This is a genomic window from Litoribacterium kuwaitense, assembly GCF_011058155.1.
Lineage (GTDB): Bacteria > Bacillota > Bacilli > Bacillales > DSM-28697 > Litoribacterium > Litoribacterium kuwaitense.
Window position 1 is genome coordinate 46,613 of sequence record NZ_JAALFC010000013.1, and the last position, 19,031, is coordinate 65,643.

The window sequence follows — 19,031 nt, forward strand, 5'->3', positions numbered from 1 at the left end:
TTCATTCCCCTCCTTTACTTATATTTTGCAATAAATGTATCTAAGTCATTTAGTTCGTAGAAACGCTCTTCCAAAATGTGTCGTGGCCAATCCCACCAAGCGATGTCCAATAACGTGTCGATGACCTCTTGAGCAAACCGTTTTTTAATCGGACGTGCCGGCACACCTACGACGACAGAGTAAGGCTCGACATCCTTCGTAACGATAGCGCCAGCACCGATGACTGCCCCTGCTCCTATAGTGACGCCCTTCATGACGATCGCGCCGTGCCCGATCCAAACATCGTGCCCAATCGTGACCCGATGACTCCGCCGCCAAGCGAAGATGGTCTCGTCATCTGTCTCAGCCAAGTGATAATCTTTTCGTCGATACGTCATATGATGCTGGGTGACGCGATCCATCGGATGGTCTGTCGGATTTATGCATACATGCGACGCAATTGACGTATATTTTCCAATGTCACTGTAGTTGATCGTGACATCGTCCATCGTGTACGTATAATTATCAATTTTCGCTTCAACAATTTTGTTGTGTGGTCCAATCGAGACCCATTGACCGGCAGAACTGTTAAGAATATGGCTGCTCTCGTGAATGTTTGGTTCAGCTGAGAGCAGGGAGTGACGTTGTGGCTGGTGAATATGCTTCAAGTGAGATCATTTCCTTCCATTGAATCTAGTCTGACGTCGATTTTCTTTGCTTTAACTCTTCAAGACAAGATGCTCCCGGACTCTTGCTGCCTAACGTTACGTCTTTTTCTCCATAAATTCCGTGAAAATCCGACCCACCCGTCATGACCAAATCGTATTTGTGCGCCAACTCTTGTGCCAACGTTTCATCTTCTTTGTCATGAAGTGGATGCCACACTTCAATGCCTTGCAAGCCGCCTTCGACAAGCTCGGGAACAGCTTCAAAATTGCCGTACTGTCCAGGATGCGCAAGGACAGGTACACCGCCTGCTTTGCGAACCGCTGCAACTGCTGCTTTCGCATCGACATATTCTAATGGAATATATGCAATGCCAACTTCCATGCCGTTCTGTCCTCTGGAAAAAAGCTTCTTATATAAATCACCGAAATAGCTTGACGTATATCCTTGATCAATTAAGGCGCGCATAATGTGCTGTTTATAAATCCCTGTGCCACCTTCTGCGTATGTCATGACCTGCTCTAAGGTAATCTCGTATCCAGCTGCGATCAACTTGTCGATCATTTGCAAGCTCGCTTGATGACGTTGAGTGACGAGCGGGCTGCACAGTTGCTCGATTGCCTCGTGTCCAGGTTCAATAAAATAGCCAAGAATATGCACTCTTCTTTTTCTTAAAAAATCAAAAGCTGAGATTTCTATACTAGGAATGATGTCAATACCGCGCTCTTTTCCGATAGCGATCATCTCAACAATATCCTTTGTCGTATCATGATTTGTGACAGCTAAACAACCGACCTCTTCTTTTTCTGCTAAGTCCAACAACTCAAGAAAAGTATATGAGCCATCAGATACGGTCGTATGACAGTGTAATTCTACTTTCATAGCTAGCTCCTTTCGCTCAGTCGCATTTGCATTGCCAGCAATTTTTAAGTACAGACCTAGTCTAACTTGGTACCAAGTTGCAAAGGTTAAAGATTTGTAAATGCTATGTAAATTATTGATTTCATTTGCTGTAAAACACGTTGTTCCCCATAAAAAAACCGTTAAACACTCGGGAAATCAAGTGTTTAACGGATTGATTTAACTGTAATATACTCAACGTAGAAATCTCCGCCAAACAAATTGTCTAAAAGAATTTCATGTGAATTCTTTCACAAATTATTCTTATTTGTTATAATAATAGTAGATTCACCAACACTTCCAAAGGAGGTCGCTCAATGGCTACTGCTACAATTACCCCATGGCGAACTTTTCAATCAGGGAAATGGGAACATCAAGTGGATGTAAGAGACTTTATTTTAAGGAATTTCACATGCTATGAAGGCGATGAACAATTTTTAGCTGCACCAACTGAAAATACACTAGATTTATGGAAACGCGTATCAGAACTGACCGTAAAAGAACGTGAAGCGGGCGGCGTGCTCGACATGGACACGAAAATCCCATCCACGATTACGTCCCACGGTCCGGGCTACTTAGATAAAGATAAAGAAACGATCGTAGGTGTCCAAACAGACGAACCTTTTAAACGTTCATTAATGCCATTTGGCGGCATTCGCATGGCGAAAAACGCTTGTGAGTCTTATGGCTATGAGCTGGAGGAAGAAACGGAACGCATTTTTACTGACTATCGAAAAACCCATAACCAGGGCGTATTCGACGCCTATACTTCTGATATGAAGAAAGCTCGGAAGGTAGGGATTATCACCGGTTTACCAGATGCTTACGGCCGCGGTCGAATTATTGGGGACTATCGACGCGTTGCCCTTTATGGAGTCGACTTCTTAATCAAGGATAAACAAGAAGAGTACATGCAGCTCGAAAATGACGGTGTGATGTCAGAAGAGATTATTCGACAGCGTGAAGAGCATTCAGAACAAATTCGGGCATTACACGAGTTAAAGCAACTAGCTGCGGCTTACGGTTTTGATATTGCCAAACCTGCCACCAATGCCAAAGAAGCGATTCAATGGTTGTATTTTGCTTACTTGGCCGCCATTAAAGAACAAAACGGCGCGGCGATGAGTCTTGGACGTGTATCAACGTTCTTAGACATTTATATTGAACGTGACTTAAACGAAGGCAATCTAACTGAACAAGAAGCACAAGAAATGATTGACCATTTCATCATGAAGCTTCGTCTCGTAAAATTTGCACGGACGCCTGAATATAATGAACTATTTAGTGGTGATCCTACTTGGGTAACTGAAGCGATTGGCGGAATCAGCTTACAAGGCGAACCGCTTGTGACGAAAAACTCATTCCGTTTCTTGCACACATTAACAAACTTAGGACCTGCTCCTGAGCCGAACTTGACCATTCTTTGGTCAACGAAATTACCTGAGCACTTTAAAAACTATTGTGCGAAAATGTCTATCGAATCAAGCTCAATTCAATACGAAAACGATGACCTCATGCGCAAGCATTATGGTGACGATTATGGCATTGCCTGCTGTGTGAGTGCGATGGAAATTGGCAAGCAAATGCAATTCTTTGGGGCACGTGCGAACCTCGCCAAAGCACTCTTGTATGCGATCAATGGCGGTGTTGATGAAAAAATGAAAATGCAAGTGACACCACCGCTTCGCCCAATTACTTCTGATGTACTAGACTTTGAAGAAGTTATGGAACGATACGATGTCGTTTTAGACTGGTTAGCTAAACTGTATATGAACACATTAAACGTCATCCATTACATGCACGACAAATATGCGTATGAACGGATTGGAATGGCATTGCATGACAAAGATGTCATTCGCACTATGGCTGGCGGTATTGCTGGACTAAGTGTTGTCGCTGACAGTTTGAGTGCGATCAAACACGCAAAAGTCCACGTCATTCGTGATGAAGATGGTCTAGCAGTCGATTATCGCATCGAAGGCGATTTCCCGAAATACGGGAATAACGATGATGCGGTCGATTCATTAGCTGTCGAGATTGTCAATAAATTCATGAACAAATTCCGTCAGCATACTGCGTATCGAAACGCAGTTCCGACATTGTCCATTCTCACCATTACGTCAAATGTCGTTTACGGTAAGAAAACAGGAAACACACCAGATGGCCGACGTGCTGGAGAACCTTTTGCCCCAGGGGCTAACCCGCTCCACGGTCGTGATCAATCCGGAGCCTTAGCATCTTTAAACAGTGTCGCTAAAATACCTTACGAAAATTCTTTAGACGGTATTTCCAATACGACGAGCTTTGTGCCTAAAGCACTTGGAAAAACGATGGATGACCGCAAAGCAAACCTCGTCTCCATTCTCGACGGATATGCATTACGAGAAGGACATCACTTAAATATCAACGTGTTTGACCGCGAAACACTGCAAGATGCCATGGAGCATCCTGAACTGTATCCACAGCTAACGATTCGTGTGAGCGGCTATGCGGTCAATTTCGTTAAATTAACGAGGGAACAACAGATTGATGTCATTAATCGGACCTTCCATAAAAACATGTAATATCGCTGTTGATTAAGCGAAAAGTAGCAATTAAACCGGATCTGTCGGAAGGGCAAGCCTCCCTGCCCTTCCATTTAAATAAGGGGGCTTGACCTATGATCGGAAGAATTCACTCCATTGAAACGTGCGGAACTGTAGATGGACCTGGACTACGATACGTCATCTTTTTACAAGGATGCCTGCTTCGTTGCCAATTCTGCCATAACCCCGACACTTGGGATACTAAGGGCGGCATCGAAAAAAGTGTTGCAGACATCATCACAGATTTGCAAGATTACCTTCCATATATTAAAAAGCGCGGAGGTATTACAGTAAGTGGCGGAGAGCCCTTACTACAAATCGACTTCCTGCTAGAGTTGTTTAAAGAATGTAAAAAGCTCGGTTTGCACACCGCAATTGACACATCAGCTGGATGTTTCCGGGAAAGCCCTGCCTTTTTAAACAAAGTGAATGAATTATTAAAAATGACCGACCTTGTCCTCCTAGACATAAAGCATTTAAATAAGGATTTACACAAGCAGCTGACCGGCATGCCAAATGCCCACATTATGAAATTTGCCAAGCTCTTAGCCGACAAAAACGTCCCTGTCTGGATTCGCCGTGTCCTCATCCCTGGGAGAACCGACGATCCACAAGAACTCACCGAACTAAACAAACTCATCACTAAACTCGGTAATGTCCAAAAGGTCGAAATCCTCCCCTATCATAAAATGGGTGTATACAAATGGGAGCAATTAAACCTGGACTATCCACTTGCCGGCGTGGAACCGCCTACAGAAGCAGAAATCCAACGAGCGGAAGAGCTGTTGTCAATTACGTGAAGGGAAATTCAATTGCATTCATAGGGGGAGTTCCCCCTTCGTATGATTTTCACAAGCACTTGAGGACAATTTACTGTGAAAATCGCTCGGTTACTGAGAAAACATCGTATAATAACATGACATTATTAATACTAGACTGGGGGAACCGTTGTCAAAAAGTCTCAGATGAACATACATTCATCATTGTTATAATCGACGCAAGAGCTCAAAACATCTTAACGTCACGACAAATCAGCCAATCACTATATAATCGTTCTTAACCTGTCGGCTTCTTGCTTTAGCGTTTCCCCTGACTTTAGTATATCTTCATAACCACTTGCTGCGACTTGAATTTGTTCGACTCCGAATTCAACACTTTTCTTAGATTCCATGATGCCCTCGGTAATGTTCGTAATCTCAAGCATCATCTTCTCAATGTTGTCTTTGACTTCATGAATAGACTGATCTACTTGTTGGGACAGTTTTCGTACTTCTTGAGCGACAATATCAAAGCCTCTCCCATGTTCTCCAGCTCTTGCTGCTTCAATGGCCGCATTTAATGATAATATATTTGTTTTCGCCGCGATGTCCCTGATCGTTTTTACAACATTTTCGATATCCCCTGCTTGATTTTTTACACGTAAAAGGATTTGTGTATTGTCTTGGGAGTCTTGGGCGATCTGTTTTACATTACTTGTGAGAACGCGATGGTTTTGAATGCCTTGTTCCGCTTTTTCATAAAATTGAGCAGCCATTTCTTGAAGATTTTCGACGACCTCACTTATATTTTGTTGTCGGTTCGTAATATCTGTAGCAATTTTTAATATTCCTATGATCTCCCCTTGATCAAACACAGGCATATAGGTTGCTTCCAGCCAAACCGCATGGCCATTCGCATCTTTTCTACAAATTTTGTCCTGATGACTGCGACCATTCAATAACCCTTTCCAAAATCGCTCATAATCAGGGCTATTTACAAACGAATCAAAACACAACGTTTTATGATGCACTCCGATCAGTTCCTCTTTATGAAAGAAGCCCATTTGCTTAGCGAATATATCGTTGACGTAAGACACCCTCCGATCTATTCCAAATTCAATAATCGCTAAATTGTTCACGACTGCATCAAATACAAAGCGCTGACGATGTTCAAGGAAACGTTTCATCTTTTCCCTCCTACATATAGACTTTATGCTCATGGATCAATAAGGACTTTAGTTCTATTTTATACATAAAAAAAGATAAAGACAGGAAAAAATTCAGCCGCCTTTAAATTTGACTGTTGACACTTACACGTTCACTGACACATGACAACATGCATCTAGAAGTGGCAAATCTATAGATCTTATGTAACGTAAAACAATCTTTAATGGTACACTTTCAGATGTAGAACGATTTGCACTTTTTATGTTTACCCTGTTTTTGCTTTCATCAATCCTGGACAGCGTTCATTTTTTAATGATTTTTTACAACATAAACTTAAAAATCGCAGACAACGATAAAATTGATGGCGCCAATTTCTTGTTGACATACGATTGGCACTGATGGAATCAGTATGGCTTTGCTTTTAGCATGATTTCCTCAATATATTCTCCATGGCTTTTCCCTTTGCAAGTTCGTCAATCAGCTTATCCAAATAGCGGATTTCCTGCATCGTAGGTTCTTCGATGTCTTCCACCCGAACTCCGCAGACGACGCCTCTGATCAGAGCCCGTGAAGGATTCAGCTTGGGCGCTTTCGCAAAAAATGTTTCAAAATCTGTCTCGTTTTCCAATTGCGTTTCTAATTCTTTCTCGCTGTAACCCGTTAACCAACGGATGATTTCATCAACCTCTGTTTTCGTCCGCCCTTTTTTCTCTGCCTTCGTGACATAATGAGGATAGACGCTTGCGAAACTCATCTTATAAATTCGATGCTTGGTCATGCGCACCATTCCTTATCTGGTTTTTCGTAGAGCTTTTGGTAAAGCTCGCACATTAAAATTCTGATCGGTATCATTGACGTATCGTCATCAATTTCTTACACCCTTAGCGCTCCCCGAAATCCTCTCGCACCATAGTAAGAATCTGCCCCATTGTGATATACAAAGACACTGCCATAGCGAAAATCACCAAAGATCGCGCCACCGAGTTTTCTGATCTCTTCAGGTGTGTGCAGCCAGCTTGATGTTTTCGTATCGAAATTCCCTGTGTTCTGCAGCTCGCGGTATTGAGCTTCTGTTAAAATCTCGATGCCCATGGCGGCGGCCATGTCCATTGCGCTGTTTTCTGGTTTATATTTTTTTCTAGCATCCAGGGCTGCGCGGTCGTAACAAACTTTTCTGCGACCTTTAGGACTTTCTGCGGAACAATCATAAAAAGTCAATTCTCCAGTGTCCGCATCATGACCAACCACGTCCGGTTCTCCTCCAGTGGCTTCCATTTCATAAAGAGACCATAATTTTTCAGCATGGGCTTCCAGCTTTGCTTGTACTTGCGCCCATTCAAGCTCCGGATGCCGATCCATGTTTTTCTCAAACCGTGCTTTCAAAGCGCTGAGCAGTTCTGCGCGTTGTTCTGGTGACAACTGTTTTTGATTGTTCATATTGAACCTCCCTCGATGTGATACACCAATGATTTGCGACGTTTATTGGAATGTCGAAAAAATTACACTCTCGACGCACTGCTTCTCATCTCAAAAAATCCCCAATTTCGATCTTTGGTCACTGCTTCCTATATTATTTTACGGCTGTCTTCATTCGTCGTGAAGTCGGCCATATTCGCGAATTCCATCTTTTGTTTGCTATGACCATACTTTTTCTTATCCATCTGCTTTTATACATTTTACCGGAACCGATTCAGCTAAATCCACATTTTTTATTTATATATCAGCAAACACTTCATTGTTATAAATATCATAAGGCTTCTTGTATTTCCAACCAAGTATTTCAATGGCGTGTTGTTCATTCATTGTCTGTTTAAATAGTGCATGACTCATGTTCCCTTTCTCGTTTTGGCGGAGTCTCCGCATTTAAAAGACTATTCTCTCCATCCGCATCGTCGTCTTTAAGATTCAACGTCTTTAAGACAGCCTCATCAAAAGGAAAGCTTTCCTGTTTGGCCTTCTCTTTAAGTGTTGCTAATGCTTTAATGGCATTGTCTTTTAGTGCAGCGGGGTAATGATACGTTTGACTATTCATTGTAAACTCTTCTTCGTCCACAACCTTCCAATCCTCATTGCTTTCCTTCACCAAGTCTAAGTCTAAATCGACGAAGCTCAGTTCGTCGTTTCTAATCACAGACGGCATGGCAACATTACAGTAATATGAGATGATTTTTCCTTGCTCAAGTTCCATAGCGACTGTTTACCACTCTTTCAATGAGAACAACTCAAGGGATGTGTTATCAATCGTAAAAACTTTATTCTTTGAATGGTGAACTAAATTTCTTCCAGGTTTGCATAGGACTAATACATACTCATCTGTGTGTTCGAGCATTTCCGCTGTCCATTCATAATGTATATTATCCGCGTATTTCAATGCTTTTATCTTGATCCGTTTTCCCATAAGATTTCACCTATTCTTAACCCAGTGTTGAGATGGGAAAGTGACACTCATGACAACCTTCCCCACCTCTTTTTCGCTACATCGTTACAGTTTAAAGAACTGTATCTCAAACCCACATGTCACAAGAGTACAGGGTTTTAACATGACGAAAGAAGAGGCGAACCGCTCTAAATGTTTCACAACGATTTGTCCATGACCATAAACATGCCTGTCATCCCTGGTGGATGGTCTTCAAAGCCCATTTTTTCGTAAAATGCTTCTTTCCCATGTGATGCAAATAATCCGACGAAGGCGCCTTCAGAACAATGACCTTTTATATAGGTAAGCATTTTCTTCATCATGTTCTTACCGATGCCCCGATGTTGATGCTCAGGGAGCACAGCAACATCTTGGATATAGAAGTACATCGCGCCATCGCCAACAATTCGCCCCATGCCGATGACTTTTCCCTCACTGATGGCAACGACACAATAGACAGAATTAGCAATTGACTGTTCAGTCATCTCTAAATCCACTTCTCCCCAACCAACCGCTTCCCCTAACGCTTGATGTTCCAAAACAGTTGGAGGACGTTCGATCATTTTGTATTGGCTACTTAACGTATAAACCACCTCTTTTAAAAATTGGTGATGTTGATACATACCAAACTCTAGCTATCTCTTTTTTATTGTTGATTATAGAACTCCGATTTAATACGTTCCAGATAACCATTTTCTTCTTCATTCTCTTTTTGAGGATATTTCTTCATTAAAACTGGTATAAGCTTATTCCATAAAGTATCCATAACATATATATCCCGGTCAAAACGATAATCCAATTCTGCAGAAGTCAAACCTAGAGCTTTAGCATATGCTTCCTTTTCCTCTGATTTTACATTAACAATATGAGCATCAATATATTGCGTAACCTCATCTTCAGAAACAGTTACACCATATACTTCTTCAGCGATAGACAATGCTTTAGCATAGTGATTTACATACTCTTTAGCAAGCATGTTTACATTCGTTTGATTAGCATTAGAAAGCTTATTTTCAACATTTAAACGAAATATCGTTTTATCAACACTTAATAAATTTTTGAAATATTCATCATCAATCATATGATCTTTCATGGATATGCTTTTCTGATTAGGCTTACTACGAATCTCTTTAATTTCAGAGGATACTTTAGACATTGATTTTAATTCTTCAGCTACAATCGCATCTATTTTCGTAAAGTCGACATCTAAAACCTCTGTGTCTTTAGTTTCTTTTGGCTTATTATTAATCATTTCTCTTTCATTTTGAGCACCATCAACAAACTTACCACCAAACCCGACAACCATTACAGTGATTACTAGAGCTCCAAAAACCCATATCATTTTTTACTTTTTAGCATTCATAAAACCTTCCTAAATCGTTTTGTAAATGCTTTTGTACCGCCATTAATAGATCCTATATTTTCAAACAACTCATTGTCATAGTTGTTCATAGATACATATGCTTCTTACTATCACTCACACGTCCCTGATTTGAAGTTTTCCAAGGACCTCTATGATAAAATGCATACTTATTTGATCGATCCCACTGCAAGGCGACACGGTTTCTAATACACATCCAGAAAAATGATGCGATCTAAACGTAAAACCAACAAGCATACTATACGGGATATAAGGGTCCCTAAATCATGGCGTATTGAAATGAGTATGATGGCCTGCAAACTACAATCCTTTTCTAGTAAAATCCCAAAAAACCCTATAAGTAAAATAGATCGAGAAGAAATAGTAAAAGACACCTTTCCATACAGATGATTTTACTATTTCTGTGAAACGCAAATCACCTGTATTTGTATGTCCCGACGTATCATGTCGATCACTCCTTTACGATTCGATTCATTCAATTATACGATAAATAATAATATTCAGTCATATATTTCAGTGAAATATGCTTATCACTTTTCGCATTAAGGAGCATTTTCGTATATTTTTTTGCCAGTGCATGTTGTAGTTGTAAAGGTGCGATCAATATTCGTTCAACATTAAAGCGAAAGCACACAGCGTTATTCAGGAATATTCCGTATGAAAGTCATGCTAGTTTGCATTGTCGCTATTTTAGAAAAACAATATTGCCATAATTTATTATTGGATAATAATACATTTTGACTTATAATAATAAGCACCAAGAACCGCTGGAGGCTTTTTTATGAAAAACAACAATTATTCGATACTGGATCATATTAAATTTATTATCCCCTCTCTCATTGGTGTGTTTTTATTTATGACACCAATGAAAACCGGTGATGGGTTCACGATTCCCATTGCCATTCTTGCCGGCAATGTTCAATCATTATTGGCTGATCAGCTCTCGGCCATTATGATGGTGATGATCGTCTTCACAGCTATAATGACGGTGATCGTTCGGTTTCTCGGCAAAGAAAAGCTGGACCGAACGCCTTTTTTCCAACAGCTTTTTTATGTGAATGCGTTTTGGACGCTCACAAGAGTTATTGCTGCTATCTTTGCTGTTATGGTGTTTTTCCGCATAGGACCTGAGTTTATCCATAGTGATAATACTGGTCAAATGCTTTTAGGAGATTTATTACATGTGTTATTTAGTGTCTTTTTATTTGCAGGGTTGTTTTTGCCATTACTGATGAACTTTGGCCTGTTGGAGCTGTTCGGCACATTGATGACGAGGGTTATGCGTCCTTTGTTTCGACTACCTGGTCGCGCATCGATCGATTCCTTAGCTTCTTGGGTAGGTGATGGAACCATTGGTGTATTAATTACAAGTAAGCAATATGAAAACGGCTATTACACAAAACGGGAAGCCGCTGTGATTGGAACGACTTTTTCTGTGGTCTCGATCACCTTTTCTTTAGTCATCATTTCTAAAGTGGGTCTTGAGCATATGTTCCTCCCATTTTATGGAACAGTTTTTGCGGCTGGATTGGTTGCTGCCTTGATCATGCCACGAATTCCTCCACTGTCTAAAAAAGCAGATACGTATATCAGTGAAGAGGCAGAAGGGCTTTCGGAAGACATACCAGCTGGTGACAATATTTTTTCATTCAGCTATAAAAAGGCATTAGACCGTGCCAAGCAAGAAAAAAGTGTGTATAAGTTAGTGAAAGAAGGCGGACAAAATATTTTGGACATGTGGATGGCAGTAGCTCCCATCGTTATGGCCTTTGGACTTATCGCACTGATTGTTGCCGAAACAACCCCTGTCTTCCAGTGGTTAGGCATGCCATTTGTTCCTTTGCTAGAGCTATTACAAATCCCTTATGCCGAAGAAGCATCTGAAACGATTTTAGTCGGCTTTGCAGATATGTTTTTACCTTCGATTTTAGCCTCATCGATTGAAGCGGAGATCACACGTTTCATCATTGCGGCACTATCCGTCACGCAGTTGATTTATATGTCGGAGGTCGGCGGGTTATTAATTGGGTCCAAAGTGCCCGTGTCCTTTAAAGATTTGGTCGTAATCTTCTTACTGCGTACATTAATCACTTTACCTGTCATTGCACTCATCGCGCATATCATCTTTTAAATGAAGAAAACTTAGCTTTTCGCCAAAATGTTATGGTGAGAGCTAAGTTTTTTTACGATAAAGCCTAGAGATTTATGCTTTTGTGTAGGTGTTACAAACAAAAAACGCTTTTAAATCTCATACACTCTTTAGTTTAAGTGAATCCTTCACTATTACATGTCACTTGAAAAAATTAGCCGTGCCTATAAAATTGATAACATGAATGCTACTCAAAACCTAAGGATTTATAAAAAGGGTCATTGGAGTATATCTGCGTAGGGACTTATACTTTTATATTCAGCTTCTCTGAAATCCTGCATCACTCTCCAATCTATCCAATAAAAAAACAGACATAGCCTCCTCAGAGCTGCATCTGTTTCAACGTCGTGTATTTCAAGAGGAAACCCCAGCGATGCTTGCATTAAGCAGAAGACGTTCCCTTAGTTTGCCATGAGTAGGTATAACATAAAACAAGTTTCCCTACGTATTAACGAAAGCTGCGCCTTTACCAATCAGATGATTAAAATAGAGCAATCTCAAATAGCATCGTTAATAAAGAAAGCACAAGGAAATAAAGAGAAAGTCGAAAGTTGCTCGAAGCCCATCTCGCTTCATTTTTTGTAAACAACCCTTGTAGACATGCGATGAACCAAACGATTAACAGTATACTAGAAATGGTCAAATATCCTACGCCAACGTAATTATAATCAAATAACAAATAGTTAATGAAAAACAAGCTTACAACATACGGCAGCATCTGGATTTTTGTGCGTGATACACCTTTTATAACAGGGAGTAGTGGATATCCTGCTGCTCGGTATTCTTCTTTTTTCAAAATCCCAAGTGACCAAAAATGCGGTGGTTGCCATAAAAAAAGAAATAAGAATAATAGCCACGCCCCGGGCTCCAACTCATTTGAAAAACCACAGTAGCCGATCATTGGTGGCATAGATCCAGAAATACCTCCGATTGAAGTACTCCAGGTTGATGTTGGTTTAAGCCAAGCCGTATAGATCACTACATAAAAAAAAAGTCCAATGAAGCCTAAGACCGCGCTTAATGGGTTAACGAAAATATACAAAGTAGCCATTCCAACAAACCCCGTCAAAATCCCAACGATCAATACATTCCTTGGCCTCAATCGTCCACTCGGTAACGGGCGATCACGAGTCCGCTCCATTTTTAAATCTCGTACACGATCCAAAAAATTATTTAACATCGAAGCAGACGCAACAACGAATGTTGTGCCAAACATAATGAATATTAAAGCTAAGTCATCAAACTGCAATCTTGAAGCGAGACCATAACCAGCAAACGCACAAAATAAATTAGAAGCCAAAATTCCTGGTTTAGTTATAGAAATCCAATCTCTCCATGGTTGGTTTTCTATGAACGATTGGTCTAAGGCTCCACTGCTGTTCTGCATTTTGTTCCACCTCATATCTTCCAGAAAAAATAATGTTGGAGGAGGTATCTGGATTCGAACCAGAAGTCAGGGTTTTGCCGACCCTTGCCTTACCTTTTGGCTATACCTCCACGGGAAATGATGAACTAATGATTCTTGGTAGTTCAATCTTATCCATTTTCTTTCATAGGATCAATACTAACAATGATATAATAACGATTAGTTTTGCCTATGATTAAAATTCTCCATCTCAAATGGATATTTGGACTATCGTTTCTGTCGGTATACCTTTTTCCGGTTCCTTCAATGAATCAATCAAGAACTATAATGATTCCTTTTGACATAACGCATTCAGCGAATCAACTTATATGAGACCCCAAAGAAGTTTAATCTTTTTTCACTAGTCATACTCATTTAGGAATCAAATTGACCTGGGTACTTCCTTTCCTTTCTTCTCTTTAAAATTGCTGCAATGCAAAAATGATCGCTTCACTGACTGAAGAAGAATTCCCTCCACATCAAATACAACGGCTTGCACCATGGTAATAACCTCTTTTTTCCACAGACAAAGCTCACGATAAATGATTAGCAATCCAATATCATTTACCGTATAATAATTAAAAAAACCTATCATTATATGTTATATCCCCAAGGAGGAAATCAAGTGGAGCTGAAGCAATTGGAATACTTCATGACTTTAAGTCAGGAATTGCACTTTACCCGCGCGGCCGAAAAACTCGGCATTACTCAACCTTCACTTAGCCAGCAAATTCGGTTGCTTGAACACGAGATCGGCATGCCTCTCTTTGATCGCGTTGGCAAGAAAACAATGATGACCGAAGCAGGTCGAGCGTTGTTACATCATGGATATAATGTGTTTCATGAACTCTCACAAGCGCAGGCAGCCATCAGTGAACTACAAGGTTTAAAGAGAGGTACATTGAAAATTGGCGCGCTTCTGACCGTTGTTAATTATTTGCTTCCTCCAACTGTGATGGAATTCCATAACAGTTATCCCAATGTAGAGCTTTCTGTACTTGGGTTGCGAACCGGTGATATCTATGACGGACTGCTGCAAAATGAGCTTGATCTGGGAATTGTTTTTTTACCAATGATGCATGAAGATCTTGAAACTATCCCACTTTATGAGGAAAATCTTGCCCTTGCGGTAGCTAAAGACCATCCCATCGCCAAAGCAGCGTTTGTCACACTTGATATTTTAAAAGAAACGCCCTCTGTTCTACTGCCGAATACTTATTTTTTACGACAAGTCATTGATGATCAATGTCGATCACTAGCATTCACGCCCCAACCAGTGCTAGAAATGACAACAATGGAATCGATCATAACAATGGTTGGCAATGGCGTCGGCGTGACTATTCTGCCAAGAGGTTACTTAGATTATATTCATAATCCTCAAATTTGTACGATTCCGCTAAAAAGCCCGGTACTCACGACACAAATTGGTGTCGTATATCGTAAAAATAAACATTTATGTGCAGCCAGTCGTGTATTCATGGAACAATTGGTTGCGACGGTAAAGAGCAGAAACTTTTAAGTCGTTCTACTTTCAGTAATACTACAGATATTAGACTTTTTGTCATTCCTGCGGAAACACTCGATAGACTCCCCGTTATTGATAATTAGCCTTTTGATCAATGTCATTCCTCCCACTTCCTAAAGGTGGAGCTCCAGGGCGAGAGGAAGGGCAGCGAACTCTCTGACAACAGGGAAATAGCAGATAACTTAGCGGCTTCTATTTGGTAGACCGCAGCTTGCGTAGAAAACCAACTAACCGCCCATCTCCTTTTCCTTTTAATAAAAATTCTCTTCGTCGCCCATCATAGGTAAGAGTGCATTATTTTTATAACCAACTCATTCCCCTTTATGAACAGCCTAATCGTTCAGTTCAAATGTATCGAGCAAATGTATTAAAAGGGTATTGGAATATTCAAGCAGAGACATCTGATCTATCATTGATCTGGATGTTGGATATATCTACCTGGTTCAATTTCATCACTACAATATTCAATCAAGTTTTTGATGCTGTCATTGCTGCTCTCCAGATGAAACTGCAGCCCAACCACATGCCCATTGTACTCGAATGCTTGATTAGCGCAACCAAGACTGATTGCAGCCGTCTTCACTTCATCAGGTAATTCAAACGTATCTCCATGCCAGTGAAAAGGAATATACTCGTGTGGAAAGTGCTTAAAAAACACAGTATCTTGAGATTTTTTTGTCATTTTCACGGAATGCCAGCCAATTTCCTTATACGCATTTCTATATACTTTTCCACCAAGCGCTTCAGCAATTAACTGTGCGCCCAAGCATATACCAAGCACCAACTTTTGCTGTCTAATCGTTTCGTTAATAAATGCCTTCTCTTGAACAAGCCATGGAAAACGTTTCTCTTCGTATACCCCCATCGGACCGCCCAAGACGATGAGCAGATCGAACTCCGACTGGAGTGGAAAGTGTGTGCTTTCATATAATGAAGTACCACTTAACGTATGGCCTTTATCCCTCACCCAATCCGCTATTCGTTCTGGCGATTCGAACGGAACATGCTGCAAATAATGAACCCTCATCATCACACTTCCTTAAAGTATTCTTTCGTTTTGTTCAAAGCAAAGAGAAACTGATCTACCTCCCCTTCTGTATTGTATAAATAAAAGCTGGCACGAGCCGTCGCGCTTGCACCTAAATGTCTCATCAACGGTTGACAACAATGATGCCCTGCGCGAATTGCTACACCATACATATCCAGAACCGTGGCCAGATCATGTGGATGAATCTTGCCCACATTAAACGTCACCAGGCCAACTCGTCCTTCTACCGGACCATACATCGTCAAATGCTCGATTTGTTTCATCTGTTCTACCGCATAACGGGTCAATTGTTTATCGTGCGCCTCGATGACATCCAATCCGATTTGCTCAAGAAAATCGATAGCCACGCCCAGACCAATTGCACCTGCGATCATCGGCGTTCCCCCTTCGAACTTCCACGGAAGCTCCTTCCAAGAGGCATCATACAAACCCACATCGGCGATCATTTCTCCGCCAAATTCAATCGGTTCCATCTGCTCAAGATAAGTCTTTTTCCCATATAGCACTCCGATGCCTGTTGGCCCGCACATTTTATGCCCCGAGAAGACATAGAAATCACAATCCAATTCTTGAACGTCCACCTTGAGATGTGCAATGCTCTGGGCTCCATCAACCATAACGACTGCGCCATGCTTATGAGCAATTGTTGCGATTTGCTTCACGGGATTAACGATGCCCAATACATTAGACATGTGGGATACAGACACGATTTTCGTACGATCTGTAATCGTGTTCTCTACGGCTTCGATTGAAAAGGTTCCGTCAGCTTGCAGCGGAATATATTTTAACACTGCACCTGTCGCCTTTGCCGCTTGTTGCCAGGGAAGGAGATTGCTATGATGCTCCATGGCAGAGACAACAATCTCATCTCCTTCTTTGCATATCTCTCGTACATAACTGCTTGCAACAAGGTTAATGGATGAAGTGGTTCCGCGCGTAAAAATCACTTCCTCCGTCCGTTTTGCATGGATAAACTGAGCTACTTTGATTCGCGCCCCTTCATAGGCTTCGGTTGCACGGGAACCTAACGTATGAACACCCCGGTGGACGTTCGCATTATCCTGTTCATAATAGTGTTTTAAGGCTTCGATGACTTGAATCGGTTTTTGTGCGGATGCTGCACTGTCCAGATAGGCAAGCGGGTAACTGTTAATAGCTTGGTCCAAAATAGGGAAAAATTCCCTGATGCGAGAAATGTCCAATGTCCTCATCCTTTATTGCTGATTTTAGCCAGCGCTTGATAATGAGCCCTGATCGTCCTTTCAATATCCTCGTCACGATGAGCTACCGAGACGAAACCCACCTCGTAAGGTGTAGGAGCCGTTAAAATGCCATTATCTAGCATGACTTTATAATAGGCTTTAAATAGCTGCATATTTGCACCTTTAGCTGTATCGTAGTCCACAACCTCCTGCTCCGAAAAAAAGACTGAAAACATGGAGCCAACCCTGTTTATTTCGAGAGGTATGCCCGTCAGTTCAGCATTTTGCCTAAAACCCTCTGCCAATCTAGTTGTTTTTCTTTCCAAGTCCTCATACAAACCTGGCTCTTCAAGCAAGCGTAGTGTTGTATATCCTGCCGCCATCGCAAGCGGATTGCCTGACAATGTTCCCGCTTGATAGATCGCCCCAACAGGAGCAATCTTTTCCATAATCTCGCGTTTACCGCCGTAAGCTCCAACGGGCAAGCCACCTCCAATGATCTTACCAAGACACGTAAGATCCGGAGTAATCCCATAGAGTCCTTGCGCGCCATAGTATCCTACACGATACCCTGTCATCACTTCATCAAAAATAAGCAGGCTACCATACTGCTCGGTAATCTCGCGTAACCCCTGAAGAAATTCGGGAGCCGGCGGAATAACTCCCATGTTTCCCGCAACAGGCTCGACGATCACAGCCGCAATTTGTTCCCCACATTGTTCAAACAGAAAGCGAACGCTGTCCATGCTATTATATGGTGCTGTAAGTGTATGAGCCGTCACATTATCGGGTACTCCTAGGCTATCCGGCAACCCTAAGGTCGCTGGCCCCGATCCTGACTTGATTAATAGAGCATCGGCATGTCCGTGGTATCCACCTTGAAATTTCACAATTTTTTGTCTTTTTGTATACCCCCTGGCCAACCGCAATGCGCTCATTGAAGCTTCCGTACCGGAACTCACCATACGCACCATCTCAATAGATGGCATACTTTTGCATATCAGCTCAGCCATTTTAACTTCAATCTCCGTAGACAAACCAAAACTAGTTCCACAAGACGCTGCTTCCTTGATCGCAGCCACCACTTCAGGACGAGCATGACCAAGAATCAAAGGCCCCCACGAGCCGATATAATCAATAAATTCGTTTCCATCAACATCGAACATGCGCGCACCTTGACCTTTTGCAGCAAAAACCGGTGTTAAGCCTACTGTTGAAAATGCACGAACCGGGCTGTTTACTCCACCTGGTACGACCCTCTTTGCTTGCTCAAAAGCGGTTTTAGAATACGAGTCCTTTCTTCTTGTGCCTAGATTCATAAAAATCCCCCTCGTCTAAATCGTTTTGTTTCGCTAGCTACCTTGATGTTTTTTTACTGTTCAACCTTGTGACCCTATTACAGGCCAACCGGCTTCAAGATACTTATATATGAATCGGATATGTTGCTCCGCTATGACTTCCTCGGGTAATCAAATCGGAAGACTTGAAGGATACAAACGCGATATCAGAATCAATTTTTTAATTAGTCTTAAATGGAACCATATCATTGTTTAATTCAATCATTTTCACAATAACGATAGAGTTTACCTATAATTAATGAAAGGAATAAAGTCCGATGCAAGGATCGTATTCACCCATCATCATTTTAGACTTTGAATGAGGAGTATGTTCAGAACACTCTTGAGTGGGGCAGATACGTTTCGACCGCCTCGATGCTGAGGAACAAATATCATAACATGCGTATATTGATAGTTCTTTCTTATAGATAGCATGCAAAGCGAGGTCAGTCAAAGTATCTGTGAAATATGTTGACAAATGAAGGCGCTTTTTAGGGCACCTTCTTTACGGTG

Annotated in this window: 17 protein-coding genes and 1 tRNA gene; 4 read left to right on the top strand and 14 right to left on the bottom strand. The window is 41.4% G+C overall.

Annotation, left to right across the window (positions count from 1 at the left end; all coding sequences use genetic code 11):
- Window positions 1-14 precede the first annotated feature (14 nt).
- Both G4V62_RS09015 and G4V62_RS09020 read right to left on the bottom strand, forming a co-directional pair.
- Entirely contained in the window at window positions 15-647 is a 633-nt protein-coding gene (locus tag G4V62_RS09015) for a DapH/DapD/GlmU-related protein (protein WP_165201377.1), read from the bottom strand.
- Window positions 648-672: 25 nt separating this feature from the next.
- A complete protein-coding gene (locus tag G4V62_RS09020; RefSeq protein ID WP_165201379.1) occupies window positions 673-1,527 on the bottom strand; it encodes a PHP domain-containing protein in 855 nt (284 codons plus the stop codon).
- A 335-nt stretch (window positions 1,528-1,862) separates the two neighbouring features.
- Here G4V62_RS09020 and pflB point away from each other — a divergent pair, with 335 nt between their 5' ends.
- Both pflB and pflA read left to right on the top strand, forming a co-directional pair.
- Entirely contained in the window at window positions 1,863-4,109 is a 2,247-nt protein-coding gene (gene pflB / locus G4V62_RS09025) for a formate C-acetyltransferase (protein WP_165201380.1), read from the top strand.
- A 95-nt stretch (window positions 4,110-4,204) separates the two neighbouring features.
- Window positions 4,205-4,930: a pyruvate formate-lyase-activating protein gene (gene pflA / locus G4V62_RS09030; RefSeq protein ID WP_165201382.1), complete on the top strand. Its 726-nt coding sequence runs from the start codon at window positions 4,205-4,207 to the stop codon at window positions 4,928-4,930.
- Between the two features lie 242 nt (window positions 4,931-5,172).
- Here pflA and G4V62_RS09035 read toward each other — a convergent pair whose 3' ends face one another.
- From G4V62_RS09035 to G4V62_RS09065, 7 genes are all read right to left on the bottom strand, one after another.
- On the bottom strand, window positions 5,173-6,075 hold the full coding sequence (locus tag G4V62_RS09035) for a methyl-accepting chemotaxis protein (RefSeq protein ID WP_246218352.1): 903 nt from the start codon (window positions 6,073-6,075) through the stop codon (window positions 5,173-5,175).
- 401 nt (window positions 6,076-6,476) lie between these two features.
- A complete protein-coding gene (locus tag G4V62_RS09040; RefSeq protein ID WP_165201384.1) occupies window positions 6,477-6,833 on the bottom strand; it encodes a DUF2200 domain-containing protein in 357 nt (118 codons plus the stop codon).
- A gap of 95 nt (window positions 6,834-6,928) precedes the next feature.
- Complete coding sequence (locus G4V62_RS09045) at window positions 6,929-7,492, bottom strand: DUF4256 domain-containing protein (protein ID WP_165201386.1); 564 nt, start codon at window positions 7,490-7,492, stop codon at window positions 6,929-6,931.
- 373 nt (window positions 7,493-7,865) lie between these two features.
- Entirely contained in the window at window positions 7,866-8,243 is a 378-nt protein-coding gene (locus G4V62_RS09050; RefSeq protein WP_165201388.1) for a ribonuclease FAU-1 family protein, read from the bottom strand.
- Between the two features lie 9 nt (window positions 8,244-8,252).
- A complete protein-coding gene (locus tag G4V62_RS09055; RefSeq protein WP_165201390.1) occupies window positions 8,253-8,453 on the bottom strand; it encodes a hypothetical protein in 201 nt (66 codons plus the stop codon).
- A gap of 176 nt (window positions 8,454-8,629) precedes the next feature.
- Window positions 8,630-9,094, bottom strand: coding sequence for a GNAT family N-acetyltransferase (locus tag G4V62_RS09060; RefSeq protein WP_165201392.1), 465 nt, complete (start codon window positions 9,092-9,094; stop codon window positions 8,630-8,632).
- A 23-nt stretch (window positions 9,095-9,117) separates the two neighbouring features.
- Window positions 9,118-9,777 (bottom strand): hypothetical protein, encoded by a 660-nt coding sequence (locus tag G4V62_RS09065; protein ID WP_165201394.1) that lies wholly within the window; start codon window positions 9,775-9,777, stop codon window positions 9,118-9,120.
- Window positions 9,778-10,633: 856 nt separating this feature from the next.
- On the opposite strand from G4V62_RS09065, the gene G4V62_RS09070 reads away from it, so the two are divergent.
- Window positions 10,634-11,983 (top strand): YjiH family protein, encoded by a 1,350-nt coding sequence (locus G4V62_RS09070; protein ID WP_165201396.1) that lies wholly within the window; start codon window positions 10,634-10,636, stop codon window positions 11,981-11,983.
- 499 nt (window positions 11,984-12,482) lie between these two features.
- Here G4V62_RS09070 and cyoE read toward each other — a convergent pair whose 3' ends face one another.
- The gene (gene cyoE, locus G4V62_RS09075) at window positions 12,483-13,388 is read right to left on the bottom strand and encodes a heme o synthase (RefSeq protein WP_165201398.1); all 906 of its coding nucleotides are present in this window, start codon (window positions 13,386-13,388) and stop codon (window positions 12,483-12,485) included.
- Window positions 13,389-13,424: 36 nt separating this feature from the next.
- Window positions 13,425-13,498: transfer RNA gene (locus tag G4V62_RS09080), tRNA-Cys, on the bottom strand.
- Window positions 13,499-14,031: 533 nt separating this feature from the next.
- Between G4V62_RS09080 and G4V62_RS09085 the strand changes: the two genes are divergently transcribed.
- Window positions 14,032-14,925, top strand: coding sequence for a LysR family transcriptional regulator (locus G4V62_RS09085; RefSeq protein WP_165201400.1), 894 nt, complete (start codon window positions 14,032-14,034; stop codon window positions 14,923-14,925).
- Between the two features lie 415 nt (window positions 14,926-15,340).
- Here the strand turns inward: G4V62_RS09085 and G4V62_RS09090 are convergent, their stop codons facing one another.
- From G4V62_RS09090 to hemL, 3 genes are read right to left on the bottom strand one after another with little or no spacing between them, the layout of a single operon-like run.
- Window positions 15,341-15,958, bottom strand: a complete 618-nt coding sequence (locus G4V62_RS09090) for a type 1 glutamine amidotransferase (protein WP_246218353.1) — start codon at window positions 15,956-15,958, stop codon at window positions 15,341-15,343.
- 2 nt (window positions 15,959-15,960) lie between these two features.
- Window positions 15,961-17,181 carry a cysteine desulfurase gene (locus G4V62_RS09095; RefSeq protein ID WP_165201402.1) on the bottom strand — a complete coding sequence of 407 codons (1,221 nt, stop codon included), beginning with the start codon at window positions 17,179-17,181 and terminating at the stop codon, window positions 15,961-15,963.
- Window positions 17,182-17,186: 5 nt separating this feature from the next.
- Window positions 17,187-18,500, bottom strand: coding sequence for a glutamate-1-semialdehyde 2,1-aminomutase (gene hemL / locus G4V62_RS09100; RefSeq protein ID WP_165201404.1), 1,314 nt, complete (start codon window positions 18,498-18,500; stop codon window positions 17,187-17,189).
- Between the last annotated feature and the right edge of the window lie 531 nt (window positions 18,501-19,031).